This is a genomic window from Microbacterium sp. OVT16B, from assembly GCF_019969705.1.
GTDB lineage: Bacteria > Actinomycetota > Actinomycetes > Actinomycetales > Microbacteriaceae > Microbacterium > Microbacterium natoriense.
Genome location: NZ_JAHXZA010000001.1, coordinates 441,221 through 466,234 on the forward strand (window position 1 = coordinate 441,221; position 25,014 = coordinate 466,234).

The window sequence follows — 25,014 nt, forward strand, 5'->3', positions numbered from 1 at the left end:
AGCGACGACATGACCAGCATCGCCATCATCGGCCTCGGCATCATGGGCCTCCCCATGGCCAAGAACCTCGTCTCGGCCGGCTACGACGTGACCGGATTCAACCGCAGCCAGCAGGCCATCGACACGCTCGTCGAGGCCGGAGGCACGGGCGCGACCAGCATCGCGGATGCCGTGAAGGACGCCGACGTCGTCATCACGATGGTCCCCGACTCCCCGGACGTCGAGGGCGTCGTGCGCGGCGAGGACGGCGTCTTCGCGAACGCGAAGGCGGGCGCCCTGTGGATCGACAACTCCTCCATCCGCCCCGATGTCGCCAAGACGCTGGCGGAGGAGGCCGTCGCGGCCGGCTTCGGCGCCGTCGACGCCCCGGTCTCCGGCGGCGAGCAGGGCGCGATCGACGGCGTGCTGTCGATCATGGTCGGCGGATCCCCTGAGGACTTCGCGAAGGCCGAGCCCGTGCTGAACGCGATCGGCAAGACCATCGTGCACGTCGGCCCCGCCGGCGCCGGTCAGACCGTCAAGGCGGCCAATCAGCTCATCGTCGCCGTCAACATCCAGGCGCTCGCCGAGGCGGTCACGTTCCTCGAGGCGTTCGGCGTCGACACGGATGCCGCCCTCACGGTCCTCGGCGGCGGCCTCGCCGGCTCCAAGGTCCTCGACCAGAAGGGGCAGAAGATGCTGAACCGCGACTTCGCCCCCGGATTCCGCCTCGCCCTCCACAACAAGGACCTGGGCATCGTCACCGCAGCCGCGCGCTCCGTCGGGGTCACCGTCCCGCTCGGCGCCGCCGTCGCACAGCTCGTGAACGCCCTCGTCGCCCGCGGCGACGGCGGGCTCGACCACTCGGGCCTCTTCAAGCTCACCGCAGAGCTCTCCGGTCGCGACTGAGCGACCCCCATCACTTTCCCCAAGGAGACATCATGACCCGCATGCGCGCAGTTGACGCCATCGTCCAGATCCTCGTGAAGGAGGGCGCCACCGAGGCGTTCGGCCTGCCAGGCGCCGCCATCAACCCCCTCTACTCGGCGATGCGCCAGAACGGCGGCATCCGTCACACCCTCGCCCGCCATGTCGAAGGCGCATCGCACATGGCCGACGGCTACAGCCGCACCGGCGACGGCCGCATCGGCATCTGCATCGGCACATCGGGCCCCGCGGGTACCGACATGATCACCGGCCTGTACGCCGCGATCGCCGACAGCATCCCGATGCTCTGCATCACCGGACAGGCTCCGGTCGCGAAGCTCGACAAGGAGGACTTCCAGGCCGTCGACATCGCGTCGATCGCGAAGCCGGTGACGAAGTTCGCCAAGACCGTGCTCGAGGCGGGGCAGATCCCCGGCGCCTTCCAGACCGCGTTCCAGGTCATGCGCTCCGGTCGCCCCGGTCCTGCTCTGCTCGATCTGCCGTTCGACGTGCAGATGACCGAGATCGAGTTCGACATCGACACCTACGAGCCGCTGCCCGTGGCGAAGCCCGTCGCGACCCGCGCGCAGGCCGAGAAGGTGCTCGACATGCTCATCGCGGCGACGCACCCCGCGATCATCGCGGGCGGCGGCATCGTGAACTCCGGCGCCTCCGCGAAGCTCGTCGAGCTGGCCGAGACCCTGGGCGTGCCCGTGTTCCCGACCCTGATGGGCTGGGGTGCGATCGGCGACGACCACCCGCTCGCCGGGGGCCTCGTCGGCATCCAGACCTCGCAGCGCTACGGCAACGCGAGCTTCCTCGAGAGCGACTTCGTGCTCGGCATCGGCAACCGCTGGGCCAACCGCCACACCGGCGGCCTCGACACGTACCGCACGGGCCGCACGTTCGTGCACGTCGACATCGAGCCCACCCAGATCGGCCGCGTGTTCGCGCCCGACTACGGGGTGGTGTCCGACGCCGGTGCGTTCATCGACGCGCTGCTCGAGGCCGCGCGCGACCGCGTCGCCGAGCTGCCCGACTACAACGGCTGGGCTCAGGAGTGCCGCGATCGCAAGGCGCGTCTGCAGCGCAAGACGAACTTCGACGACGTGCCCATAAAGCCGCACCGCGTGTACCAGGAGATGCTCGCGGCCTTCGGCCACGACACCACCTACGTCACCACGATCGGCCTGTCGCAGATCGCGGGCGCGCAGCTGCTGCACGTCTACGGCCCCCGCCAGTGGATCAACGCCGGCCAGGCCGGACCCCTCGGCTGGACCCTGCCCGCAGCGCTGGGCGTCGTCCGCGGCAAGCCGGAGCAGCCCGTCGTCGCGCTGAGCGGCGACTACGACTTCCAGTTCATGATCGAGGAGCTCGCCGTGGGCGCGCAGCACAAGCTGCCGTACATCCACGTCGTGGTGAACAACAGCTACCTCGGTCTGATCCGCCAGTCGCAGCGTCCGTTCGAGATGGACTACGAGGTCTCGCTGGCCTTCGACAACATCAACACCCCGCAGGACTCCTCCAGCATCGCCACGGGCTACGGCGTCGACCACGTCAAGGTCGCCGAGGGACTGGGCTGCAAGGCGCTCCGCGTCGAGCGCCCTGAGGACCTCGCCGCGGGCTTCGCCGAGGCCGAGCGCCTGCGGGACGAGTTCCAGGTGCCGGTGGTCGTCGAGGTCATCCTCGAGCGCGTCACCAACATCGCGATGGGCGCCGACCTCGACACCATGAACGAGTTCGAGGACCTCGCGACGTCGCCCGCCGACGCACCCGAGGCCGTCTACGCCCTGCTGGACTGAGACCGGTCCATGCGCATCCTGATCGCCTCCGACAAGTTCAAGGGCTCCGCCACCGGGGCCGAGGTCGCGGCGTCGCTCGCCGACGGCATCCGGACGCTGATCCCGGATGCCGTCGTCGAGGCGGTTCCCGTCGCCGACGGCGGCGAGGGCACGGTCGACGCGGCGATCGCGAGCGGGTTCGACCCCGTGACCGCGACGGTGACGGGCCCCGTCGGGCAGCCCGTCACCGCGGGGTTCGCGGTGCGGGGCTCCGAGGCGATCATCGAGATGGCGGCAGCGAGCGGGCTCGACCTGCTGCCGAACGGCGAGAAGGCCCCGCTGACGGCGACCAGCCGCGGCACGGGCGAGCTGATCGCCGCGGCCCTCGACCGCGGGTGCACGACGATCGTGCTCGGCGTCGGCGGAAGTGCGAACACCGACGGCGGCGCCGGGATGCTGCAGGCGCTGGGCGTCTCCCTCCGGACGGACGATCGTCCGGTGCGGGCCGGCGGCGCCGCGCTCGTCGAGCTCGTCTCTGCTGATGTGTCGGGGCTCGATCCGCGGCTCGCCGAGGCGGAGATCGTGCTGGCGAGCGACGTCGACAATCCGCTCCTCGGGGAGCGGGGGGCGGCTGCCGTGTTCGCACCGCAGAAGGGGGCGAGCGCCGATGACGTCGCCGCCCTCGAGGCGGGCCTCGCACGATTCGCCGCCCTCCTCGAGCAGCAGCCGGGGGTGCGGCCCTCGGCATCCGCCCCCGGCGCCGGGGCCGCTGGGGGCGTCGGGTATGCGGCTCTGGCGGTGCTCGGCGCGCGCCGCGAACCCGGCATCGACGTCGTGCAGCGGCTCACCGGACTCGCTGATCGCATCGTCGGCGCCGACCTCGTGATCACGGGCGAGGGCAGTCTCGACGATCAGAGCCTCGGCGGCAAGACGCCCCTCGGGGTGGCTGCTGCCGCGCGTGCGGCGGGGGTGCCCGTCGTGGCCGTGTGCGGGCGGTCGACGCTGTCGGCGCAGGAGGCGACGGATGCCGGATTCCACCGTGTGCACGCGCTGAGCGCGCTCGAACCCGACCCTGCCGCGAGCATCGCGAACGCGAAGACGCTGCTCGTCGAGGTCGGCGCCCTCATCGCTCGCGATCTCCTCTGATTCTGGTATCCCAAAGCATTGACACGACATCACCGCGTGTGGTGAAATTTCTTTAGTTGAAAACTAGATTCCATATTACGGAATTACCCTGCAACATCTCTTACCTGACGGAGCGGTCAAGGAAAGGCAATGATGTCCACCGAAGAGTTCGTCCACATCCCGAGCAGAGCGTCAGAGGGCCTCGACGAGGCACCCTCCATCACCATCGCCGTGCAGGCCGGCATCAGCCCCCGTCTGTACAACACCGACCTCGCGCCCACGACCCGCGAAGGTCGCCACTGGAGCGCGTACAGCATCTTCACCCTGTGGGCCAACGACGTCCACAGCCTCGGCAACTACGCGTTCGCGATCGGCCTGTTCGCCCTCGGCCTCAGCGGCGGCGCGATCCTCGGAGCACTCGCCTTCGGAGCGCTGTTCCTGTTCCTGCTGCTCACCCTCTCCGGGTTCATGGGGGAGAAGACGGGCGTCCCGTTCCCCGTCATGAGCCGCATCGCCTTCGGCGTCCACGGCGCGCAGATCCCCGGCCTGCTCCGCGGCATCGTCGCGATCGCGTGGTTCGGCATCCAGACCTTCCTCGCCTCGCAGGTGCTCCAGGTCGTCATCCTCGCGATCGCCCCCGGCGCGGCATCCCTCCAGGAGGGGTCCTTCCTCGGGCTCTCGGCCCTCGGCTGGATCACCTTCGTCGTGCTGTGGATCGTGCAGGTCATCATCGTCAGCTACGGCATGGAGATGATCCGCAAGTATGAGGCCTGGGCCGGCCCCATCATCCTCGCCACCTTCGTCGTCCTCGCCGTATGGGTGCTCGTGCAGAGCGGCTTCCAGATCAACTGGGCCCCGCACGGCACCGCAGAGGGCGGGGAGCTGTGGCTCAAGATGCTCGGCGCCGCCTCCCTCTGGGTCTCGATCTACGGCACCTTCGTGCTGAACTTCTGCGACTTCACCCGCGGTGCGAAGTCGCGCAAGGCGATCATAAAGGGCAACTTCTGGGGCATCCCGATCAACATGCTGTTCTTCGGCGTGATCGTCGTCGTCCTCGCCGGCGGCACCTTCCAGATCGACGGCACCGTCATCACTTCCCCGGCCGACGTCGTCGCCGCGATCCCGAACACGTTCCTCCTCGTGCTCGCCTCGCTCGCACTGATCGCACTCACGGTCGCCGTCAACCTCATGGCCAACTTCGTCGCCCCGACCTACGCCTTCACGAACCTGCTGCCCAAGCACCTGAACTTCCGCAAGGCGGCGATCCTCTCCGCGGTGATCGGACTCGTCATCACGCCCTGGAACCTGTACAACTCGCCGATCGTCATCAACGTGTTCCTCGGCGGCCTCGGCGCCCTGCTCGGCCCGCTGTTCGGCATCATCATGGTCGACTACTGGCTGATCAAGAAGCAGCAGATCAACGTGCCGGCGCTGTACTCGACGTCGCCGGTGTCGGAGTACGCGTACTCCCGCGGATTCAACCCCCGCGCGATCATCGCCCTCGTGGTGGCCGGCGGCATCTCGCTGCTGCTCACCTTCCTCCCGGTCTTCGAGTCGGTGCGCGAGTTCTCCTGGTTCTTCGCCGCGGGGCTCGCGGCCATCGTCTACGGTGTGATCGCCGACCGTCGCGGCCCGTTCCACGACGTCGACGCGGGCGACATCGCCGTCACCCCGACCCACTGACCCAGGGAGAACGATCATGCGCATCCTCGTCGCGAACGTGAACACCACCCAGACGATGACCGACGGCATCGCCGAGGCCGCGAGAGCGGTCGCATCCCCCGGCACCGAGATCATCGGACTCACCCCCGACTTCGGCGCCGAATCCTGCGAGGGCAACTTCGAGAGCTACCTCGCCGCGATCGCCGTGATGGACAAGATCGTCCGGTACGACGGCGAGTACGACGCGGTCATCCAGGCGGGCTACGGCGAGCACGGGCGCGAGGGGCTCCAGGAGCTGCTCACGGTCCCGGTCGTCGACATCACCGAGGCCGCGGCATCCACCGCCATGTACCTCGGGCGCTCGTACTCCGTCGTCACGACGCTCGACCGTGCGGTGCCGCTCATCGAGGACCGTCTGATCCTCGCGGGGCTCCACGACCGCTGCGCCTCCGTCCGGTCCTCCGGTCTCGGCGTGCTCGAGCTCGAGTCCGACCCCGAGCGCGCGATCGAGGCCATCGCCGCCGAGGCGCAGAAGGCGGTCGAGATCGACCGTGCCGAGGTGATCGTGCTCGGCTGCGGCGGCATGGCCGAGCTCAAGGACCGCGTCGTCGATCTGTGCGGCGTGCCCGTCGTCGACGGCGTGCAGGCCGCGGTGGCCGTGGCCGAGGGGCTCGTGCGTCTCGGCCTCACGACCTCGAAGGTGCGCACGTACGCGCCGCCGCGCCCCAAGCGCATCACCGGCTTCGGACCCTCCGCGCGTTGAAGCGCGCACAATCGATACAACGGACATCGTCGGCACCGCAGCCGGCAGAAGGGAAGCGACATGTCGCAGGAGAACGAGCACCAGGATGCCGGAGCGGTGTCGCTCGACCCGACGGGGGAGCACTACGACCTGGTGATCCGCGGGCAGCGGGTGCTCACCTCGGCGGGCGTCCGTCCTCGTGAGGTCGGCATCCGCCACGGCGTGATCGTCGCGATGCAGCCCCTGGGGAACAACCTCGACGGCGCCGAGATCATCGAGCTCGCCGACGATGAGACACTCATCCCCGGCCTCGTCGACACCCACGTGCACGTGAACGAGCCCGGCAGGACCGAGTGGGAGGGCTTCGCCTCCGCCACGCGCGCCGCCGCCGCCGGCGGGGTCACGACCATCGTCGACATGCCGCTGAACAGCATCCCGCCGACCATCAGCGTCGAGGCGCTGAACATCAAGCGCGAGGCCGCGAAGGGGCAGACCCACGTCGACGTGGGCTTCTGGGGTGGCGCCGTGCCCGGCAACACCGCCGACCTCCGTCCGCTGCACGACGCCGGGGTCTTCGGATTCAAGAGCTTCCTGCTGCACTCCGGTGTGGACGAGTTCCCGCCGCTGGACGCCGACGAGCTCGAGAAGGATATGCGGGAACTCGCGACGTTCGACTCGGTCATGATCGTGCACGCCGAGGACTCCCGCGCGATCGACCGCGCCCCGCAGCCCGAGGGCGACGACTACGCGAAGTTCCTCGCGTCGCGCCCCCGCGGCGCCGAGAACCTCGCGATCGCCGAGGTCATCGAGCGTGCGCGCTGGACGGGTGGACGCGCGCACATCCTGCACCTGTCGTCGTCGGATGCGCTGCCCATGCTGCGCTCCGCCAAGAACGACGGACTCAAACTCACGGTCGAGACCTGCCCGCACTACCTCACGCTCACGGCCGAGGAGATCCCGCACGGCGCCACGCAGTTCAAGTGCTGCCCGCCGATCCGCGAGGCGGGCAACCGCGAGCAGCTGTGGCAGGGCCTGGAGGACGGCACGATCGACTTCATCGTGTCGGACCACTCGCCGTCGACCCTCGACCTCAAGGACCTCGAGAACGGCGACTTCGCCGTGGCCTGGGGCGGCGTCGCGTCGCTGCAGCTCGGCCTCTCGCTGATCTGGACCGAGGCCCGTCAGCGCGGCCTCTCGCTCGAGACGGTCGTCGCGTGGATGAGCGAGCGCCCTGCGCAGTTCGCCGGGCTCACGGGCAAGGGGCGCATCGCCCCCGGCTACGACGCCGACTTCTCGATCTTCGCGGCGGATGACGCGTACGTCGTCGACGTGAAGAAGCTGCACCACAAGAACCCGCTCACGCCGTACCACGGCAAGGCCCTCGCGGGCGTCGTGCGCAAGACCTGGCTGCACGGCGAGGTCATCGACTTCGAGACCCCGCGCGGTCGTCTGCTTCGTCGCGGGATGACCGAGTAGCGGCGCTCTTCGGGGCGGGTCCGGGCACTGCGCTCGGGCCCGCCCCTCTTCGTGTGCGGCTGCTCTGTGTGCGGGTATCTCGCGGGACGGCGCCCCTGCTCTGCGTATCTGCGTCTGGAGTTGCGTGCCGGCATCCGAAATTCGGACGGTTGCGGGGAATTCGGATGATTCAGACGCGTGCGTCCGAAGAAGGTGGCGGCATCCGAAATTCGGACGGATGCGCGGAATTCGGATGATTCCGACGCGAGCGTCCGAAAATCCTGCGATCGTCCGAAAGGAAGGGAGGGATGGAGAACCGGGGAGAGTGTGGGCGTCCCGGCGGAGGGATGCTGCGGGCGTTGACGGGAGGGAGGGGAGAGGAGTAAAGTTGAGCCAACACCACTCAACTTTGATCCAGAACGGATCCACCAGAAGGAGACTCCCCAGGAGGACGAATGACCACCCCTCAGACCGAAGACCAGCAGTCCGCACTCGAGCAGTTCGGGATCAACCTCACCGACCGCGCCCGCCAGGGCAAGCTCGACCCCGTGATCGGCCGTGACAACGAGATCCGCCGTGTCAGCCAGGTGCTCACCCGCCGCACCAAGAACAACCCGGTGCTGATCGGCGAGCCCGGCGTCGGCAAGACCGCCGTGGTCGAGGGGCTCGCCCAGCGCATCGTCGCGGGCGACGTCGCCGAGTCGCTCAAGGACAAGGAGCTGGTCTCGCTCGACATCTCCGCCCTCGTGGCCGGAGCCATGTACCGCGGCCAGTTCGAAGAGCGTCTGAAGAGCGTCCTCAAGGAGATCACCGAGTCCGACGGGCGCGTCATCACCTTCATCGACGAGCTGCACGTGCTCATGGGCGCCGGCGGCGGTGAGGGATCGGTCGCGGCATCCAACATGCTCAAGCCGATGCTCGCCCGCGGCGAGCTGCGTCTGATCGGCGCGACCACGCTCAACGAGTACCGCGAGTTCATCGAGAAGGATGCCGCGCTCGAACGCCGCTTCCAGCAGGTGTACGTGGGCGAGCCGACCGTCGAGGACACGATCGCGATCCTCCGCGGGCTCAAGGGCCGCTACGAGGCGCACCACGGCGTCACGATCTCCGACAGCGCCCTGGTCGCCGCCGCGGCGCTGTCGAACCGCTATCTGCCCGCGCGACAGCTGCCGGACAAGGCCATCGACCTGATCGACGAATCGATGTCGCGCCTCAAGATGGAGATCGACTCCTCGCCGGTCGAGATCGACCAGCTCAAGCGCCAGGTCGACCGCATGAAGCTCGAAGAGCTCGCCCTCAAGCGCGAGAAGGACGCCGCATCGAAGGAGCGCCTGAGCGCCCTGCGCGAGCAACTCGTCGGCATGGAGAAGCAGCTCGCAGGACTCGAGGAGCGGTGGGCGCGCGAGCGGCAGGGGCTGAACCGCGTGGGCGAGCTGAAGAAGCAGCTCGACGACGCCATCACGCAGCGCGACCTCGCGATGCGCAACGCCGACTACACGAAGGCGTCGAAGCTCGAGTACGAGACGATCAAGCGCCTCGAACGCGACATCGCGGAGGCCGAGCAGGCCGAGGCCACGACCTCGACCGAGCCCCGCATGGTCAACGAGCAGGTCACCGACGAAGACATCGCCGCCGTGATCGCCGCGTGGACCGGCATCCCCGTCGGCCGCCTCATGCAGGGCGAGAGCGAGCGTCTCCTGCACCTGGAGTCCGAGCTGGGCAAGCGCCTGATCGGGCAGAAGGATGCCGTGAAGGCCGTGTCGGATGCCGTGCGCCGCTCCCGCGCGGGCATCAGCGACCCCGGTCGCCCGACCGGCTCGTTCCTGTTCCTCGGTCCGACCGGTGTCGGCAAAACCGAGCTGGCGAAGGCCCTCGCGGACTTCCTCTTCGACGACGAGCACGCCATGGTGCGTATCGACATGTCGGAGTACGGGGAGAAGCACTCCGTCTCGCGGCTCGTCGGCGCACCTCCCGGCTACGTCGGCTACGAGCAGGGCGGTCAGCTCACCGAGGCCGTGCGGCGTCGCCCGTACAGCGTGATCCTGCTCGACGAGGTCGAGAAGGCGCACCCCGAGGTGTTCGACGTGCTGCTGCAGGTGCTCGACGACGGGCGTCTCACCGACGGCCAGGGTCGCACGGTCGACTTCTCGAACGTCATCCTGATCCTGACCTCGAACCTCGGCTCGCCGATCCTCATCGACCCGACGCTGTCGCCCGACGACAAGCGCGAGCAGGTCATGGCGCTCGTGCGTCAGGCGTTCCGTCCGGAGTTCCTGAACAGGCTCGACGACATCGTGATGTTCTCGGCGCTGAGCGAAGACGACCTCGCCCAGATCGTCGAGCTCACGGTCGACGCGCTGCAGAATCGTCTGCACGATCGCCGTCTCACGCTCGCGGTCACCCCGGATGCGCGGACCTGGCTCGCCGAGCGGGGCTACGACCCGGTGTTCGGTGCGCGTCCGCTTCGTCGCCTCATCCAGAGCGAGGTGCAGAACAGGCTGGCGACCGCGCTGCTGTCGGGCAATGTGCACGACGGTGACACGGTGCGGGTCGACATCGCCGCCGACGGGTCGGGCCTCGTGCTCACCGCCGAGACCCCGGAGCCGCCGGCCCCTGGCGCCCCGGCATCCGACGACGACGTGATCGAGGCCGAGCTCCTCGACGACTGAGTGCCACTCGCGGGCTCACGCGGGTGAGGGGTCAGAGAATGCCGCTGCGGGGATGCCCGTGGCGGCACTCTCTGGCACCTCACCTTTGTGCGGCGGGGGCGTTTCGTCTCGCTGCGCTCGCTCAACGACCGGGGGCGAAGCGGTCGGCGATCCAGGCGGCGGCCTGCGAGGGGGCGTGCTGCGGATGCATCGTGCCGGAGTGGTGGGTCGGCCACCACGCGGAGGTCAGCGCCACGCCCGTCGCGCGGTACCGGCGCAGCAGGCGCGCGGTCAGGGGCGCGGGGGCGACCTCGTCGAATCGCGCGGCGTCGATCCGCACCGGCGCGCGCAGCCTCGTGAGCGACGCGACCTCGTTCGCACGGAAGCTCGCGGCGAGACGTGCGAACAGCTCGTCTCCCTCGCGTCCTCCGATGCGGCCGGGGGCGATGCCTCCCCATGACGTCCGGGCCGCGAGCTCCGTCAGGCACAGCTCGTCGAGGTCGGGCCAGAGCTCTGCGGCGCGAGGGCTGAGGCCGTCGGAGGCGATCAGCCCCTGCATCCGCTCGTCCGTCGTCGCGGCGCCGCGGAGCATCAGGGCGATCAGCGCCGACACCACCCCCGAGCCCGCGAAGCGCGCGCCGATCCTGCGGGACAGGCCGATGCTGAGGTCCATCCGGGTGACGGGGGCGAACGCCGCCGTGCCGACCAGCCGCGCTCCCGCGACGGGCGCGACCGAGGCGTGCAGCGCGGCCACGGCGCCCTCGGAGTGACCGGCCGCCACCCACGCGTCACCGAGGTCGGCGTCGAACGACGCGCGCGCCCGCACCATCGCGTGCATCGACTCCGCCAGGGACGCGCCGATCAGGTACGGATGGATGCCGGGTCCGCCGATGCCCTCGTAGTCGGGACGCAGCACGGCGATGCCCCGCGCGACGAGCATCCGGCACAGGGCGTCTCCCTGCGACATCCGCCGCCACTCCGGATGCTCGGGGCTTCCGATGCTCGGCGCCGACCGCGGCGAGCCGCCCGTCGTCATGTGCCCGTAGACGACGACGGGTCGGCCTCCGGCGGGCGCAGGCCCGTCTGGAACGTGTAGCAGCCCGGTCTGCTCCTGCACCGAGCCGTCGATCCCCGCGGCGGGGAAGGCGACGACGCGACCAGGGATCACCAGCGCCCCCGCGGCAGCCTCCGCCGCAGCGCCGCGGGCATGGTGCCCAGCATCCGTCCGTTCCGCCTGTCGGCGTCGTCGACGAGGTCGGCGAAGAAGCGGGCGACCGGCACCAGCTGCCCGCGGTCGATGCGCTCGATCGTGTCGGCGTCGTCGTAGAGGTAGAGGGGGCCGGAGATGAGGCTGATCGTCGGCACCCCCGAGACGAACGTGAACGAGGCGTCGGTGGGGATTCCGCCGGCGAAGAACTCCAGCATCCCCGCGCCCATGAGGCTCGTGCCGTGCAGGCGATGGCGCCGGAGGCTGCGGGCGATCCGCCACGTGAAGGCCGGGTTCACGTTCACGAAGATACCGCGCGGCTCGGTCTCGCCCGTGCTCTCGAAGCCGCCGTCGCGGCCCTCGACGGCGCGCAGCCCGATGTGCTCGATCGTGGCGTTGAGCACGATGTTCCACGGGGAGTCCGGCGACAGGACGTACCGCCGGGCGAACTCGCGGTGCGCCTGATACCCGGTGAAGTGCGTGTCGAAGGTGACGAACAGCAGCGTCTTCTCACGCACGACTCCGGATGCCGCGGCGGCGCCGTAGTGCTCGGCGAGCGCGATGACCTCGGCGGTGCCCGAGGCGTCTTCGACCGCGCCGGGGCCGATCGAGTCGTGGTGCGACTGGATCATCACGGCGTCCGACGTGTGTCCGGGGAGGACGCCGATCACGGTGCGCGACACGACCTCCTCTCGGGTGATGTCGAGGGTGAGCCGTGCCGCGGGGTGCACGGCGAGGAGCCGCCGCAGCCGCGCCCCCTCGGCGCGCGTGACCCAGGCGCCGGGGAGCGTGAACAGCGTCCGCCGGTAGTACTCATTGTGGTAATTGCGGGAGTCAGGGTAGTCGCGCAGCACCCCGATCACGCCCACGGCGCCCTCCGCGGCCGCGTCGGTGATCGTGCGGGCGAGGGACGTGACGTAGGGATTGCGGCTGCCGAGCACCTCGCGGCGCATCACCCGACGGCCGGGGTCGTGCAGGTACATGGTCAGCGGCAGCGAGTGCGCCACCGTCATGTCGAACGTGAGGTCGAACAGCACGATCGCCCCGCGCACGTCGTGGCGCCGCACCCGGTCGGCGCCGATGTCGACCACGCGGGCGTCGATGCGGTGCTCGGCCGTACCGGTCCAGTCGTGCGCGGCGAGTCCGGAGTGCAGGATCGGCGAGCAGGCCAGATCCTCGTCGCCCACGCGGATGCTGCAGGCGTCGGCCCTCCACGAGAACGAGGGCACCTCCATCACCTGCGTCTCGAGACCCGCCCCCGTGAAGCGCTCCGAGACGTACGCGGCAGCGGACTCGCCGCCCGAGGTCCCGGTGGCGCGCGGTGCCATCGCGACGAGATCCTCGATGCTCGCCATGATCGACTCTTCGCTCATACCCATGAGGTGAGGCTAGGGAGAACGACGCGATACGGGAACAGTCATGCTGAATCCTTCACTTCTCATGGGGAGATGCTTACGATTCGTCACATGGACAGTCTCCGCGACCTCGGCGAGCTCGACCTCGCCATCGTGCACGCCCTGCAGATCGACGCCAGGGCGCCCTGGACGCGCGTCGCAGCAGCGGTGGGAGCGGATGCCGCGACCGTCGCCCGGCACTGGCAGGCCCTGCGCGAGGAGTCGCTCGCGTGGCTCACGGCCTGGCCGACGCCGGAGCGCTTCTCGTCGACCACCGACGTCGCGATGGTGCTGCTCGACCCCCGCACGAGCGCCGACGCGGTCGACGGCATCGCGCGGCTCCCGTGGGTGCTGAGCGCCGACGACACCTCGGCCGGCGTGCTCGTGCTGGTCGCGGGAGCAGGAGGCCTCGCCGTGCTGGGCGACCGCGTGCGCGCCGTCGCGGAGCGGGGGGCGCGCGTGCGACGGATGGACGTGGCCGCGGCGATCGTGGCCGAGGACTCGACGTGGCGGCTGCGCGTGCTCTCGCGACAGCAGCAGCGGGCGCTGCGGGATCCGTCGCGGCCCGACGAGGCCCGCCCGCCGAGGGCGGAGATCGTCGCGGAGGTCGCCGAGGCCCTCGACGAGGACCCGCGGATGCCGGCGGCATCCGTCGCGAAGATCCTCGGCGTCTCCGAGGCCACCGCCCGCCGCACGGTCGACAGGGCGGTCGCCGCCGGGCTGCTGCGACTCGGCTGCGACCTCGCGATGCCGGCCGCCGGGTACCGTCGGGGTGCGATCCTCTGGGCGCGTTCCGCCGACGCCGAGGGGGCCGCCGCACGAGCCGCACGCCTGCCGGAGGCGCATCGCGTCGGCATCCTCGTCGGGCGCGCTCCGCTGTTCGTGGGGGTGCGCGCGCGATCGCTGACGAGCCTGCAGCAGATCGAACAGGCCTGGGGAGACGACATCGACGTCGTCGACCGCTGGACCGTGCTGCGCGGCATCAAGCGCAACGGCCACCTGCTCGACGCCTCCGGCCGATCACGTGAGCGCGTGCCGCTGCGCTGGTGACACGGAGGGGCTGTGGGGGTGCTGGGGGTGCTGGGGGTGCCGGGGGAGCCGCGTGGGGTGCGTGCGCTCGGGAGGAGAAAGCTGGTTCGGGAGGAGGGTTGAGCCGGATTGCTCCTCCCGAGCGTGAGATCTCCTCCCGAGCGGGTGGGCGTGCGGGGGTTCGTGGGAGCCGCGGGTGCCGCAGGAGCCGCGCGGGGGTGCGTGGGGCCGCGGGTGCCGCGCGGGGGTGCATACGTTCGGGAGGAGAAAGCAGGTTCGGGAGGAGAGTTCAACCCGATTGCTCCCCCGAGCATGAGATCTCCTCCCGAGCGGGTGGGCGTGCGTGGGAGCCGCGGGTGCCGCAGGAGCCGCGTGGGGTGCGTGCGTTCGGGAGGAGAAAGCAGGTTCGGGAGGAGGGTTGAGCCGGATTGCTCCTCCCGAGCGTGAGATCTCCTCCCGAGCGGGTGGGGGCTTCCGGAGTGGGACGAGCGGATGCCGCGGCGCGGGCAGGCCGTGTCAGTCAGCGTGCGGCGCGGTCAGCCTGCAGCGCAGGCAACCACGTCACGGGAAGCCCACGGCACAGGCAACCCCGGCGCGGTCAGGCGTCGGCGCGGGCCTCGGCGCGCAGGCGGGCGTCGAGGCGGTAACGCGAGAGCGGCACCAGGCTCGCGGCGCACAGGGCCGCGGGGATCACCGACACTCCCAGCACGATCGCCCACTGCGCGGCATCAGACTGGACGACCTCGTCTCCCGTTGTGGCGACGTAGCCGCCGACGCTCAGGACGAGCCCGAGCAGCGCAGGTCCGAGGGCGTAGCCGAGCAGCTCGAACCCCGACCAGACGCCCGAGATCATGCCGATGCGGTTGGTGCCGCTGCGTCTGGCGTCTTCCGCCGCGACGTCGGGCAGCATCGCGAGCGGGAAGAGCTGCGCCCCGGCGTAGCCGACGCCGACGATGCCCGAGGCGATCAGCAGAGGCAGCGGCTCACCTGATCGCGCCGTGAGCAGGGCGAGGAGCCCGACGGTCATCACGACCGTGGCGACGGCGAACCCGCCCTTCTTGCCGATCCTCCGCCCGAGCAGCGACCACGCAGGGGTCAGCACGACGGCGGGGCCCACGAAGCACACGAACGCGATCGTGGCGACGCCCGGATCGTGCACGACGTGCCGCGCGACGTAGACGACGCCGCCGAGCACCATGCCGATGGCGACCGCCTGCAGCACGTACGAGACGATCAGCGTGCGCGAGTCCTTCTCGCGCAGCACGATCGCGAGCTGTTCGAGCAGCCGCCCGCCGGCGACCTCATCGCGCGTCAGGGCGACGCGCCTCGTGCCCCACCACACCCCGATCGTGCCGACCAGGATCAGCACGGCCATCGCGCCGGCCATGATCCGGTACCCGGCGACGCCCCCGACGGCCTCGACGAGCAGGGGCGCCGTCGCGCCGGAGACGAGGATCGCGAGGGTGAACACGATCACCCGCCACGTGATGAGCCGCGTCCGCTCGGAGTAGTCGTCGGTGATCTCGGCCGACATCGCGAGGTACGGCACCTGGAAGAACGCGTACACGGTGGCCGTGGCGAGGAACAGCACGAGCACCCAGAGCGCGGCCGCGACCGGCGGTGCGGTCGGTCCGAAGAACATGGCGAGGAACGCGAGCGCGAGGAGGATGCCAGCGCGGAGGATGAACGGCCGACGTCGGTCGTGCGGATGCCGCGAGCGGTCGCTGATGCGCCCCGCGATCGGGTTGAGGAAGAAGTCCCACGCCTTCGGGGCGAACACGATCATCCCGGCGATCGCCGCCTCCACGCCGAGCAGGTCCGTGAGGAAGGGCATCAGGATGAGCCCCGGCACCGTGCCGTAGGTGCCGGAGGCGATCCCGCCGAGGGCGTAACCGGCTCTGGTCCGCCGCGAGAGGGCTGTCATGCTGCCGATCGTAGGACCGGTCGCTCATTCCGGTCCGTGTTCTGCCGTCGTTCCGTCATCCGATCCGGTCTCGCGCACGGGATCGATCAGAAGTGCATCCCGGATGCCGACGGCGGACGCGTCCGGTCCGATCGGCGCGGTCAGCGGAGAGCAGGCAGCGGACAGCGTGCCCCGGCAGCCGGCAGCCGGCAGCCGGCAGCCGGCAGCGGGCAACGGAGCGCGGAGAGCCGTGCCCCGGCAGCGCGCAGCCGGCAGCGGGCAACGGAGCGCGGAGAGCCGGGAGCCGGCACCGGGGAACGGCGAGCGCGATGCGCGCGAGCCGAGGCCAGGGGAGGGTCAGAGGTGCGGCCAGGCGGCGGGGCCGGACGAACCGGCGGGGTACTCCTCCAGCGGGGTCTCGCCCCGGGCCCACGCGTCGCGCACCGGCTGGATGATGCGCCAGCACTCCTCGGCCTCGTCGGCTCGCACCGACAGGGCGACCTCGCCGTCGAGCAGCTCGTCGAGGACCTCCTCGTAGGAGCGTCGCTGGCCCTCGCCGAGGTCGGCCGTGAGGTCTTCGTCGCGGAGGGCGAACGGGTCGTCGCCGCCGGTCATGTGCAGTCGCAGCGCCAGGGTGTCTGGACCGAGCGAGAACGTGAGGCGGCCGCCGTCCTCCGGTGTGCCGTGGAGTCCGGCCGGGATGTGCCGCACGCGCTTGAAGGTGATGACGACCTCCGACTTCTTGGCCTCCAGCGCCTTGCCGGAGCGCAGCACGAACGGCACGCCCTCCCAGCGGTCGTTCGCGACCTCGAAGGTCACCTCCGCCAGGGTCTCGGTGCCGCGCGCGGCATCCACGCCCTCCTCATCCGCGTACGCCGGCAGGTCGCGGTCCCCGACCCGCCCCGCGGTGTACCTGGCGCGGCGGGCGGCGTCGGCGATGTCCCCGCGCACGCGAGTGGCGCGCAGCACCGCGGCCTTGGCGTCGCGCAGGTCGCGCTCGCCGAGGGTCGCGGGAGGGTCCATCGCGAGCAGCGCCAGCACCTGGAGCAGGTGGCTCTGGATCATGTCGACCATCGCGCCGGCGCTGTCGTAGTACCGGGCGCGGCCCTCGAGCGCGAGCGACTCGTCGAAGCGGATGTGCACGGACTCGATGTGCTCGGCCGACCACACCGGCTCCCACATGCGGTTCGCGAGCCGCACGCCGAGCAGATTGAGCAGCGTCGACCGGCCGAGGAAGTGGTCGACCCGGAACACCTGCTGCTCGGGGACGAGCGTGGCCAGCTGCTCGTTGAGCTCTCTGGCGCTGGCCTCGTCGTCGCCGAAGGGCTTCTCCATCGCGAGGAGCGTGCCCTCGGGCAGCGACATGCCCTGCATCGCGTCGATCGCCCTGCGGGTGACGGCGGGCGGCAGGGCGAAGTAGAGGACAGTCCCCGGCTGCATTGACTCGACGATCCGGCCGACGGCGTCGCGATCGGTCACGTCGGCGGCGGCGTAGTCGCCGACCGTGACGCGATCGAGCGCGCCGGGGGAGTCGGCGAACGCGGTCGCGACGACCTGCTGCCACTTCGCAGCATCCCAGTCCTCCGTGCCCGCGCCGCGCAGGGTGATCTTCCGCTGCGGCTGGCGGGCCAGCAGGGCGGCCAGCGACGGCAGCAGCAGCCGGGAGGTCAGGTCGCCGGATGCGCCGAGGATGAACAGGGTCGTGGGAGTGCTGGCCATGGGCGCGAGGCTACCGGGCATTGCCGGGGATTCCCAGCCTGCGGCTTGACTTTCGCATCTTGGAATTAAGCGTCCGAGATGTGAGATTAGTTCTTGACGGGCGTGCGGCGCGGCTGATAGACCTGAAGAGTCCCGAAGAGGGGGCTCCTGGATCAGCAGACAGGACACAACTGAGCTGGCCCTGTGGGGCCGGCACGCGGCTCCACCGTACGGAAGGAGTCCACCATGTCGCAGCATCCGGCCAGCACCTGGCTCAAGAACCCGCTCGGCGTCCACACGGGCACGGACGCCGACGCCTCGGGCGGAATCGTCGTCGAGGGCTCGCGCATCCGCGAGCTCGTACCTGCGGGGGGAGCGCCGAGCGCCCCCGTCGACGAGGTGCTCGACGCGTCGCGGCACGTCGTGATCCCCGGCCTCATCAACACGCACCACCACTTCTACCAGACGCTCACCCGCGCCTGGACGCCCGTCGTGAGCGCCGAGCTCTTCCCCTGGCTGAAGGGGCTGTACGGGGTGTGGGCCGGGCTCACGCCGCGCGACCTGGAGCTCGCGACCACCGTGGCGCTCGCCGAGCTGCTGCTGTCGGGGTGCACCACAGCGGCCGACCACCACTACCTGTTCCCGAACGGCCTGGAGGACGGCATCGACGTGCAGGTCGACGTCGTCAAGAGGCTCGGCATGCGTGCCACGCTCACCCGCGGCTCGATGTCGCTCGGCGAGGACGACGGCGGACTCCCGCCGCAGCGCACGGTGCAGGATGCCGAGACCATCCTCGCCGACAGCGAGCGGCTCGTCGGCGCCTACCACGAGCGCGGCGACGGGGCCTTCGTGCAGATCGGACTCGCCCCGTGCTCGCCGTTCTCGGTGACCACGGGCGTGATGCGCGATACCGCCGACCTCGCCGAGCGCCTCGACGTGCGCCTGCACACGCACCTCGCCGAGACCCTCGACGAGGAGGACTTCTGCCGCGAGACGTTCGGCCTGCGCACTGTCGACTACCTGGAGAGCGTCGGCTGGCTGTCTGACCGCACCTGGCTGGCGCACGGCATCCACTTCGACGACGCCGAGATCGCGCGTCTCGGCGCAGCGGGGACCGCCGTGTCGCACTGCGCGACCTCGAACATGCGCCTCGCCTCCGGCATCGCCCGCACCCTCGAGCTCGAGGAGGCCGGCGCTCCCGTCGGACTCGGCGTCGACGGCTCCGCCTCGAACGACGGCTCGAACATGATCCAGGAGGTGCGTCAGGCGCTGTACCTGCAGCGCCTCCGCTACGGCGCGGCCGCCATCACCCCGGAGCGCGCGCTCGGCTGGGCGACCTCAGGATCCGCCCGTGCGCTCGGACGCAGCGACATCGGAGCCCTCGCCCCGGGGATGCAGGCCGACCTCGCCATGTTCACGCTCGACGAACTGCGCTTCTCCGGCAGCCACGACCCCGTCGCCGCCCTGCTCCTGTGCGGAGCCGAGCGCGCCGACCGGGTCATGGTCGGCGGGCGCTGGCGGGTGATCGACGGCCTCATCGACGGCCTCGACATCCCCCGGCTCATCGCGCAGCACAGCGAGGCGGCGCGCGGCCTCCTCGCACGGCACTCCTGACCCACCATCCGCACGACGACAGACAACCGGCAACAGACGACGAAGAGGTCGACATGAACACCACGAAGACGGCATCCCTCCGCCCGGAGGACGAGCGCCTGCCGCTCGGCTCCACCATCGCCTACGGCATCCAGCACGTGCTCACGATGTACGGCGGCATCATCGCCCCTCCGCTCATCATCGGCTCGATGGCGGGTCTCGACGGCGCCGAGATCGGCGTGCTGATCACGGCCTGCCTCTTCATGGGCGGGCTCGCCACGGTGCTGCAGACCGTCGGCATCCCGTTCTTCGGCTCGCAGCTGCCGCTCGTGCAGGGCGTCTCGTTCGCGGGAGTGGCGACGATGGGCGCGATCGTGACGAGCGGCGGCGGGCTCCCCGCCGTGTTCGGGGCGGTGATCGTGGCCTCGGTCATCGGCCTCCTCATCGCGCCGGTGTTCGCGACGATCATCCGGTTCTTCCCGCCCGTGGTGACCGGCGTCGTCATCACGACCATCGGCCTCACGCTGCTGCCGGTCGCGGCGGGGTGGGCGATGGGCGGCAACAGGGAGGCGGAGGACTTCGGCTCACCGCAGAACCTGCTCCTCGCGGCGATCACCCTGGTCATCGTGCTGGTGCTGAGCAAGGTGCCGGTGGGGGCGATCTCGCGACTGGCGATCCTGCTCGCGATCGTGATCGGCACGATCGTCGCGGCCCTCCTCGGCCGGGTCGACTTCGGCGCGGTCGGCGACGGCCCCATCTTCGCCCTGCCGAGCGTGTTCGGATTCGGGATGCCGACGTTCGAGATCGCCGGCATCATCTCGATGTTCATCGTGATCCTCGTGACGCTCACCGAGACGACCGCCGACATCCTCGCCGTCGGCGAGATCGTGGGCACGAAGGTCGACTCGAAGCGCATCGCCGCGGGACTCCGCGCCGACATGCTGTCCAGCGCCGTGTCGCCCGTGTTCGGCTCGTTCACGCAGTCGGCCTTCGCGCAGAACGTCGGCCTCGTCGCGATCACGGGAGTCAAGAGCCGTTTCGTCGTCACCGCGGGCGGCGTCGTGCTGGTCGTGCTCGGCCTCCTCCCCGTGCTCGGCAGGGTCGTGGCCGCCGTGCCGAGCCCGGTGCTGGGCGGCGCGGGCATCGTGCTCTTCGGGTCCGTCGCGGCCAGCGGCATCCGCACGCTCGCGAAGGTCGACTACCGCGGCAACATGAACCTCGTCATCGTCGCCACCGCGATCGGCATCGGCATGCTGCCCATCGCCGCGCCGACGATCTACGACCAGATGCCGGCGTGGTTCGTCACGATCTTCCACTCCGGGATCAGCTCGGCCGCGGTCGCGGCGATCCTGCTGAACCTCGTGTTCAACCACCTCGGCGCGCGTCCGAACACGGATGCGTCCGTGCTCGCTGCGGCGCCGACGCGCAGCATCCCCGTCGCGTACCTCGACGCGCTCGAAGACGGCGACTCCGTCGTCGACGGCAGGATCGTGGATCGTGAGGGCAAAGAGGTCGAGGTGGATCGCACCGACCACTGACCCGCGAGCCTCCGCGCCCGTCCCGTTCGCGCGGGGCGGGCGCGGTGGCGTTCGCGGGCGCGTCGTGACAGGCTCGGGACGTGGCTGCGCGCATCGAGGACTACGCCCTTCTGAGCAATTGCCGGACCGCGGCGCTGGTGTCGGATCAGGGGAGCATCGACTGGCTGTGCCTGCCGCGCCTCGACTCGGCGTCGGCGTTCGGCGCGATCCTCGGCGACGAGGCCCAGGGCAGGTGGGGACTGCGCCCCGCCGACCCGGATGCCGTGAGCTCCCGCCGATACGACGGCGACACGTTCGTGCTCATCACCCGCTGGGAGACCGCGGATGCCGTGGCCGAGGTGCACGACTTCATGCCGATCGGCCTCGACCCCGACGTGACCGTGGGGCGCACCGATCTCGTGCGCCGCATCGTCGGGGTACGCGGCGAGATGACGTTCGCGCAGCGGCTGAGCATCCGCCTCGACTACGCGCGCGTCATACCGTGGGTGCGTCAGACCGGCACCGAGGAGGAGCCGTGCCTGGTGGCGATCGGGGGACCGGATGCCGTCGCCCTCCGCGGTGCGCAGCTGACGGCATCCGATCACCGTCACGAGGGTGAGGTGACCGTGACGGCGGGGGAGGTGCGCGATCTGCAGCTGACGTGGTTCCCCTCGCACCGCGATCTCCCGCCCGCGCTCGACGCCGACGAGGAGGTCGAGCGCACGAAGAGCTGGTGGCAGGAGTGGGCCGACCGGATCTCGCACGACGGTGCCCGCCGGGGCGACGTCGTGCGGTCGCTGCTGATCCTGCGCGCGCTCACGAACCACGAGACCGGGGGCATCGCCGCCGCGGCGACCATGTCGCTCCCGGAGGAGATCGGCGGCGTGCGCAACTGGGACTACCGGTACGTGTGGCTGCGCGACGCGGCCCTCACCCTCGAGGCCCTGTTGGATCACGGCTTCGTCGCGGTCGCCGGGCGCTGGCGGGAGTGGCTGCTGCGCGCCGTGGCCGGAGACCCCGGAGATCTGCAGATCATGTACGGGCTCGCCGGCGAGCGCGACCTCCCCGAGCGGGTGCTGCCCGAGTTCCCCGGATACGAGGGGTCGGCGCCCGTGCGCATCGGCAACGGCGCCTCTGCCCAGTACCAGGCGGATGTCGTCGGCGAGGTGCTGGTGACGCTGTCGGCCGCCCGCGCCGCGGGCCTCGGCGAGTCGGAGTTCTCGTGGCCGCTGGAGCGCCAGCTCGTGCGCTTCGCCTCGGAGCAGATCGAGCGGCCGGACCAGGGCCTCTGGGAGATCAGGGGTGAGCCGCACCGCTTCACCCACTCGCGCGTGATGATCTGGGCGGCGTTCGACCGGGCGGTGCGCGCCGTGGAGGAGTTCGGCCTCGACGGACCGGTGGAGCGCTGGCGCGGGCTGCGCGACCGCATGAGGGAGGAGATCGACCGTGACGGTGTCGTCGACGGATGCTTCGTGCAGTACTACGGCACGACCGAGGTCGACGCGTCGCTGCTTCTCCTGCCCCAGGTCGGCTACTGCCGTCCTGACGACCCGCGGATGCTGGCCACGGTCACGCGCATCGAGCAGACGCTGATGCCCGACGGCCTGGTCCGCCGCTACCGCACGGGCACCGGGGTCGACGGGCTGACGGGCTCGGAGGGCGCGTTCCTCGCGTGCTCGTTCTGGCTGGTGGAGCAGTACGCCGTCACCGGCCGGCACGAGGAGGCCCACGACCTCATGGACCGGCTGTGCGGGATCGCGAACGACGTGGGGATGCTGTCGGAGGAGTACGACCCGGTGTCGGGTCGCCAGCTCGGCAACACCCCGCAGGCCTTCTCGCATCTCGCGCTCGTGCGCGCCGCCGACGCGCTGGCCCGTGCGGAGCACCGCCCCCGCTGACTGCTGTGCCGCGGCATCCCGTGCGCCGGTATCCCCGGCTGCAGCATCCTGGGCCCTGGCGCCCCCGGCATCCCGTGCAACGCCGACGCCCCACCTGGCTGCCGACGCCCCCTCGCAGGCGGCTGCGAGGTGGGGCGTCGACGCGCAGATGGGGCGTCGGGCGGGGTGAGCGGATGCTCAGGCGCTGAGGATGACCGTCTCGGCGATCGGGCGGCGCACGCGCGGAGCGACCTCGCGCTCCTGCAGGACCTCGGGAAGGGCCTCGACGTCGCCGAACTCGCCGACGGCGATGGCGGTGATGGCCGAGAAGCGCGGAGCCAGGTCGGCGACCTCGCGGACGACCTCGGGGTCGAAGCCGCTCATCTGGTGCACGTAGAGGCCGTCGTTGTGCGCCTGCACGGAGAAGTGCGCCACGGCCTGGCCGAGGTCGTACACGGCGTGGGTGATCGGGGTGCCGTCTTCGGTGGCGGTCTCGGCGACGGCGATGATCAGCACCGCGGCGTTGCCGGCCCAGGCCTGGTTGAAGCCCATGAGCGCGTCGACGATCTGCGCGTGCAGGGCGGTGCCGCGGCGGGCGACGATGAAGCGCCACGGCTGCGTGTTGTTGGCGGAGGGGGTCCAGCGGGCGGCCTCGAGGGCGGCGGACAGCTTGGACTCGTCGATCGCGGTCTCGGCGTCGAAGGCGCGGGGGCTCCAGCGGCCGGCGAGCACGTCGAGGACGGGGTGCTCGGTGGGGGCGGTGCGGTCGATCACGGGAGTGCTCATGGAAGTGCCTTTCAGAAGGAGCGGATCGGACTCCTTCGTCCGGGTACACGGGGGTGAACGCATGTATGTGCATGCATATTCCCCGCCGATCTCGAGAAGTCGTTGCGTGTCCGTTCGTCCTCTGTTCATCTCCGCAGGCGCCTCCGACGGAACATCCGCGGCGTCCTGTCCGTTGCCCCGAGAGAGAGGAAGAGGTCGAACATGGAGACACGAGAGCGGATGGCGCTCGAGCACCGCAATGCAGAGGGCGAGGCCGTCGGGGGAGCGCTCCTTCGAGCATCCGGACTGCTGTGGATGCTCGCCCCTCTCTGGTACGTGCTGAGCGAGGCGATCGCCGCGGCGGGATTCCGCGGGTACAGCTACGCCCAGAACTACATCAGCGACCTCGGGGTCCCCGGCACCGGTCAGCTCGACGGTCGCGACCTCGACTCGACGATGTCCGCGGTCATGAACGCGGGGTTCATCGGCGAGGGGCTCCTCGTGGTGCTCGCGGCGGTGCTGCTCTACGCGGCGCTCCCGCCGCTGCGCGGGCGCTCCGTGCTCCTCGTGCTCGTGTTCGTGCATGCGGTCGGCATCAGCATCGTCGGACTCGTGCACGGGTCTCCCGCCAACCTGGAGAACGGCCTCATGGCCGTGCACGGCCTCGGAGCCGTTCTCGCGATCGGCGCGGGCAATCTCGGGGCCATTGTCGCCGGAGCCTTCGCGCTGCGAGACGTGCTCCCGCTGCGCCTGCGCATCGCGGGCATCGTGCTGGGCGGACTGGGGTTCCTCAGCGCCTTCCTCCTGACGGCGCACCTCTTCTTCCCCGACGGCGTGACCGAGCGGGTGGCCGTGTACACCGTGATGCTGTGGCACCTGGCGCTCGGCATCGCCCTGCTCGCCCGCACTCGCACACGCCCGCTCGCGCGCCCCTGAGCGCGCGAGGGGTCAGAGAGCGCGGGGTGCGGAGGGGCGTTTCGTCTCGCGGGCGCGCGTCCTCGGTCGTCGAGCGAGGAGCGCAGCGACGAGACGAAACGGGGTCCCTGGCGTGAGGCGTCAGCCGGGGAGGATCACAGATGCCGCATCCGCCGGCTTCGGGTGATAGACGGACTGCGCTTCGACCGGGAACAGGGCGAAGTCGCCGTCGCCGTTGATCACCGTGCCGGTATCCAGGGTGATCCCTTTCGCGCGACCCCGCCCTTTCAGCACTGCGCCCCGTGCGTCGGGGTCGGGGTCGGCGTAGCTGTCGCCGCCCGCAAGGGACACATCGACAGCGGTGATGTCGCCCAGGATCTGCGAGCCGTCTTCCAGCCGGGTCGTGCCCAGGACGTCGATCCGGCCGCGAAGGCGAATGCGGTGGCCGATGGAGATCGCGGCCCCTGGCGTGTTTGCCAGGACGGCGACGGCGTGCGGTCCGAACTCGTTTTCGTCTCCGATCTCGATCGATCCGTCGTCCGCGGCATCCATGCGCGTTCCCTCGAAGAAGCGGTTCCGGTCTCCGATCGTGAGCACGCCGGCGCCGACGTCGATGCGCACGTGCGGATAGAAGATGTTGCCTGAACCGATTCGCGCCTGGCGGGAGACGAGCGCCGAGAACGGATCGATGAACACGTTCTCGGCGTCTGCGAGGAGATCGCTGACGGGCCTGTATCCGAGCGTGCTCCTGATCCGGTCCATGTGAGCGAGGAGGTCTTCGTGCATGGCGGCTCCGC

Annotated in this window: 18 protein-coding genes; 12 read left to right on the forward strand and 6 right to left on the reverse strand. The window is 70.5% G+C overall.

Translation table 11 applies throughout. The features are described from left to right. Positions 1-9 precede the first annotated feature (9 nt). From LC438_RS02110 to LC438_RS02140, 7 genes are all read left to right on the forward strand, one after another. Positions 10-888: a 2-hydroxy-3-oxopropionate reductase gene (locus LC438_RS02110; RefSeq protein WP_105676257.1), complete on the forward strand. Its 879-nt coding sequence runs from the start codon at positions 10-12 to the stop codon at positions 886-888. Between the two features lie 32 nt (positions 889-920). Beyond that, the gene (gcl, locus tag LC438_RS02115; RefSeq protein WP_223585689.1) at positions 921-2,708 is read left to right on the forward strand and encodes a glyoxylate carboligase; all 1,788 of its coding nucleotides are present in this window, start codon (positions 921-923) and stop codon (positions 2,706-2,708) included. Positions 2,709-2,717: 9 nt separating this feature from the next. Continuing rightward, entirely contained in the window at positions 2,718-3,833 is a 1,116-nt protein-coding gene (locus LC438_RS02120) for a glycerate kinase (protein ID WP_223585690.1), read from the forward strand. A 129-nt stretch (positions 3,834-3,962) separates the two neighbouring features. Beyond that, on the forward strand, positions 3,963-5,495 hold the full coding sequence (locus tag LC438_RS02125; protein WP_223585691.1) for an NCS1 family nucleobase:cation symporter-1: 1,533 nt from the start codon (positions 3,963-3,965) through the stop codon (positions 5,493-5,495). Positions 5,496-5,511: 16 nt separating this feature from the next. After that, the gene (locus tag LC438_RS02130) at positions 5,512-6,237 is read left to right on the forward strand and encodes an aspartate/glutamate racemase family protein (protein WP_223585692.1); all 726 of its coding nucleotides are present in this window, start codon (positions 5,512-5,514) and stop codon (positions 6,235-6,237) included. A gap of 60 nt (positions 6,238-6,297) precedes the next feature. After that, positions 6,298-7,692 (forward strand): allantoinase AllB, encoded by a 1,395-nt coding sequence (allB, locus tag LC438_RS02135; RefSeq protein WP_223585693.1) that lies wholly within the window; start codon positions 6,298-6,300, stop codon positions 7,690-7,692. A gap of 434 nt (positions 7,693-8,126) precedes the next feature. Beyond that, the gene (locus LC438_RS02140) at positions 8,127-10,340 is read left to right on the forward strand and encodes an ATP-dependent Clp protease ATP-binding subunit (RefSeq protein ID WP_223585694.1); all 2,214 of its coding nucleotides are present in this window, start codon (positions 8,127-8,129) and stop codon (positions 10,338-10,340) included. A gap of 121 nt (positions 10,341-10,461) precedes the next feature. On the opposite strand, the gene LC438_RS02145 is transcribed toward LC438_RS02140, so the two are convergent. Together LC438_RS02145 and LC438_RS02150 are read right to left on the reverse strand one after the other, a co-directional pair. Then, on the reverse strand, positions 10,462-11,487 hold the full coding sequence (locus LC438_RS02145) for a S9 family peptidase (RefSeq protein ID WP_223585695.1): 1,026 nt from the start codon (positions 11,485-11,487) through the stop codon (positions 10,462-10,464). Next, positions 11,484-12,905 carry a M28 family peptidase gene (locus LC438_RS02150; RefSeq protein WP_223585696.1) on the reverse strand — a complete coding sequence of 474 codons (1,422 nt, stop codon included), beginning with the start codon at positions 12,903-12,905 and terminating at the stop codon, positions 11,484-11,486. The genes LC438_RS02145 and LC438_RS02150 overlap by 4 nt, the downstream gene beginning before the upstream one ends. An 87-nt stretch (positions 12,906-12,992) precedes the next feature. Between LC438_RS02150 and LC438_RS02155 the strand changes: the two genes are divergently transcribed. Continuing rightward, the gene (locus LC438_RS02155; protein WP_181155947.1) at positions 12,993-13,970 is read left to right on the forward strand and encodes an AsnC family transcriptional regulator; all 978 of its coding nucleotides are present in this window, start codon (positions 12,993-12,995) and stop codon (positions 13,968-13,970) included. A 577-nt stretch (positions 13,971-14,547) separates the two neighbouring features. Here the strand turns inward: LC438_RS02155 and LC438_RS02160 are convergent. Continuing rightward, positions 14,548-15,873 carry an MFS transporter gene (locus LC438_RS02160; RefSeq protein WP_223585697.1) on the reverse strand — a complete coding sequence of 442 codons (1,326 nt, stop codon included), beginning with the start codon at positions 15,871-15,873 and terminating at the stop codon, positions 14,548-14,550. Positions 15,874-16,209: 336 nt separating this feature from the next. Then, the gene (locus tag LC438_RS02165; protein ID WP_223585698.1) at positions 16,210-17,571 is read right to left on the reverse strand and encodes a glucose-6-phosphate dehydrogenase; all 1,362 of its coding nucleotides are present in this window, start codon (positions 17,569-17,571) and stop codon (positions 16,210-16,212) included. Positions 17,572-17,796: 225 nt separating this feature from the next. On the opposite strand from LC438_RS02165, the gene LC438_RS02170 reads away from it, so the two are divergent. The 3 genes from LC438_RS02170 to LC438_RS02180 all read left to right on the forward strand — a co-directional run bounded on the left by LC438_RS02170 (position 17,797) and on the right by LC438_RS02180 (position 22,558). Then, positions 17,797-19,164, forward strand: coding sequence for an 8-oxoguanine deaminase (locus LC438_RS02170; protein ID WP_223585699.1), 1,368 nt, complete (start codon positions 17,797-17,799; stop codon positions 19,162-19,164). 53 nt (positions 19,165-19,217) lie between these two features. Beyond that, positions 19,218-20,681 (forward strand): nucleobase:cation symporter-2 family protein, encoded by a 1,464-nt coding sequence (locus LC438_RS02175; RefSeq protein WP_223585700.1) that lies wholly within the window; start codon positions 19,218-19,220, stop codon positions 20,679-20,681. 80 nt (positions 20,682-20,761) lie between these two features. Further along, positions 20,762-22,558, forward strand: a complete 1,797-nt coding sequence (locus LC438_RS02180) for a glycoside hydrolase family 15 protein (RefSeq protein ID WP_223585701.1) — start codon at positions 20,762-20,764, stop codon at positions 22,556-22,558. Between the two features lie 177 nt (positions 22,559-22,735). On the opposite strand, the gene LC438_RS02185 is transcribed toward LC438_RS02180, so the two are convergent. After that, positions 22,736-23,323: a nitroreductase family protein gene (locus tag LC438_RS02185; protein WP_105677248.1), complete on the reverse strand. Its 588-nt coding sequence runs from the start codon at positions 23,321-23,323 to the stop codon at positions 22,736-22,738. A 201-nt stretch (positions 23,324-23,524) separates the two neighbouring features. Here LC438_RS02185 and LC438_RS02190 point away from each other — a divergent pair, with 201 nt between their 5' ends. Then, a complete protein-coding gene (locus tag LC438_RS02190; protein ID WP_223585702.1) occupies positions 23,525-24,238 on the forward strand; it encodes a DUF998 domain-containing protein in 714 nt (237 codons plus the stop codon). A gap of 120 nt (positions 24,239-24,358) precedes the next feature. Here the strand turns inward: LC438_RS02190 and LC438_RS02195 are convergent, their stop codons facing one another. Next, entirely contained in the window at positions 24,359-25,003 is a 645-nt protein-coding gene (locus LC438_RS02195) for a hypothetical protein (protein ID WP_223585703.1), read from the reverse strand. Positions 25,004-25,014 lie beyond the last annotated feature (11 nt).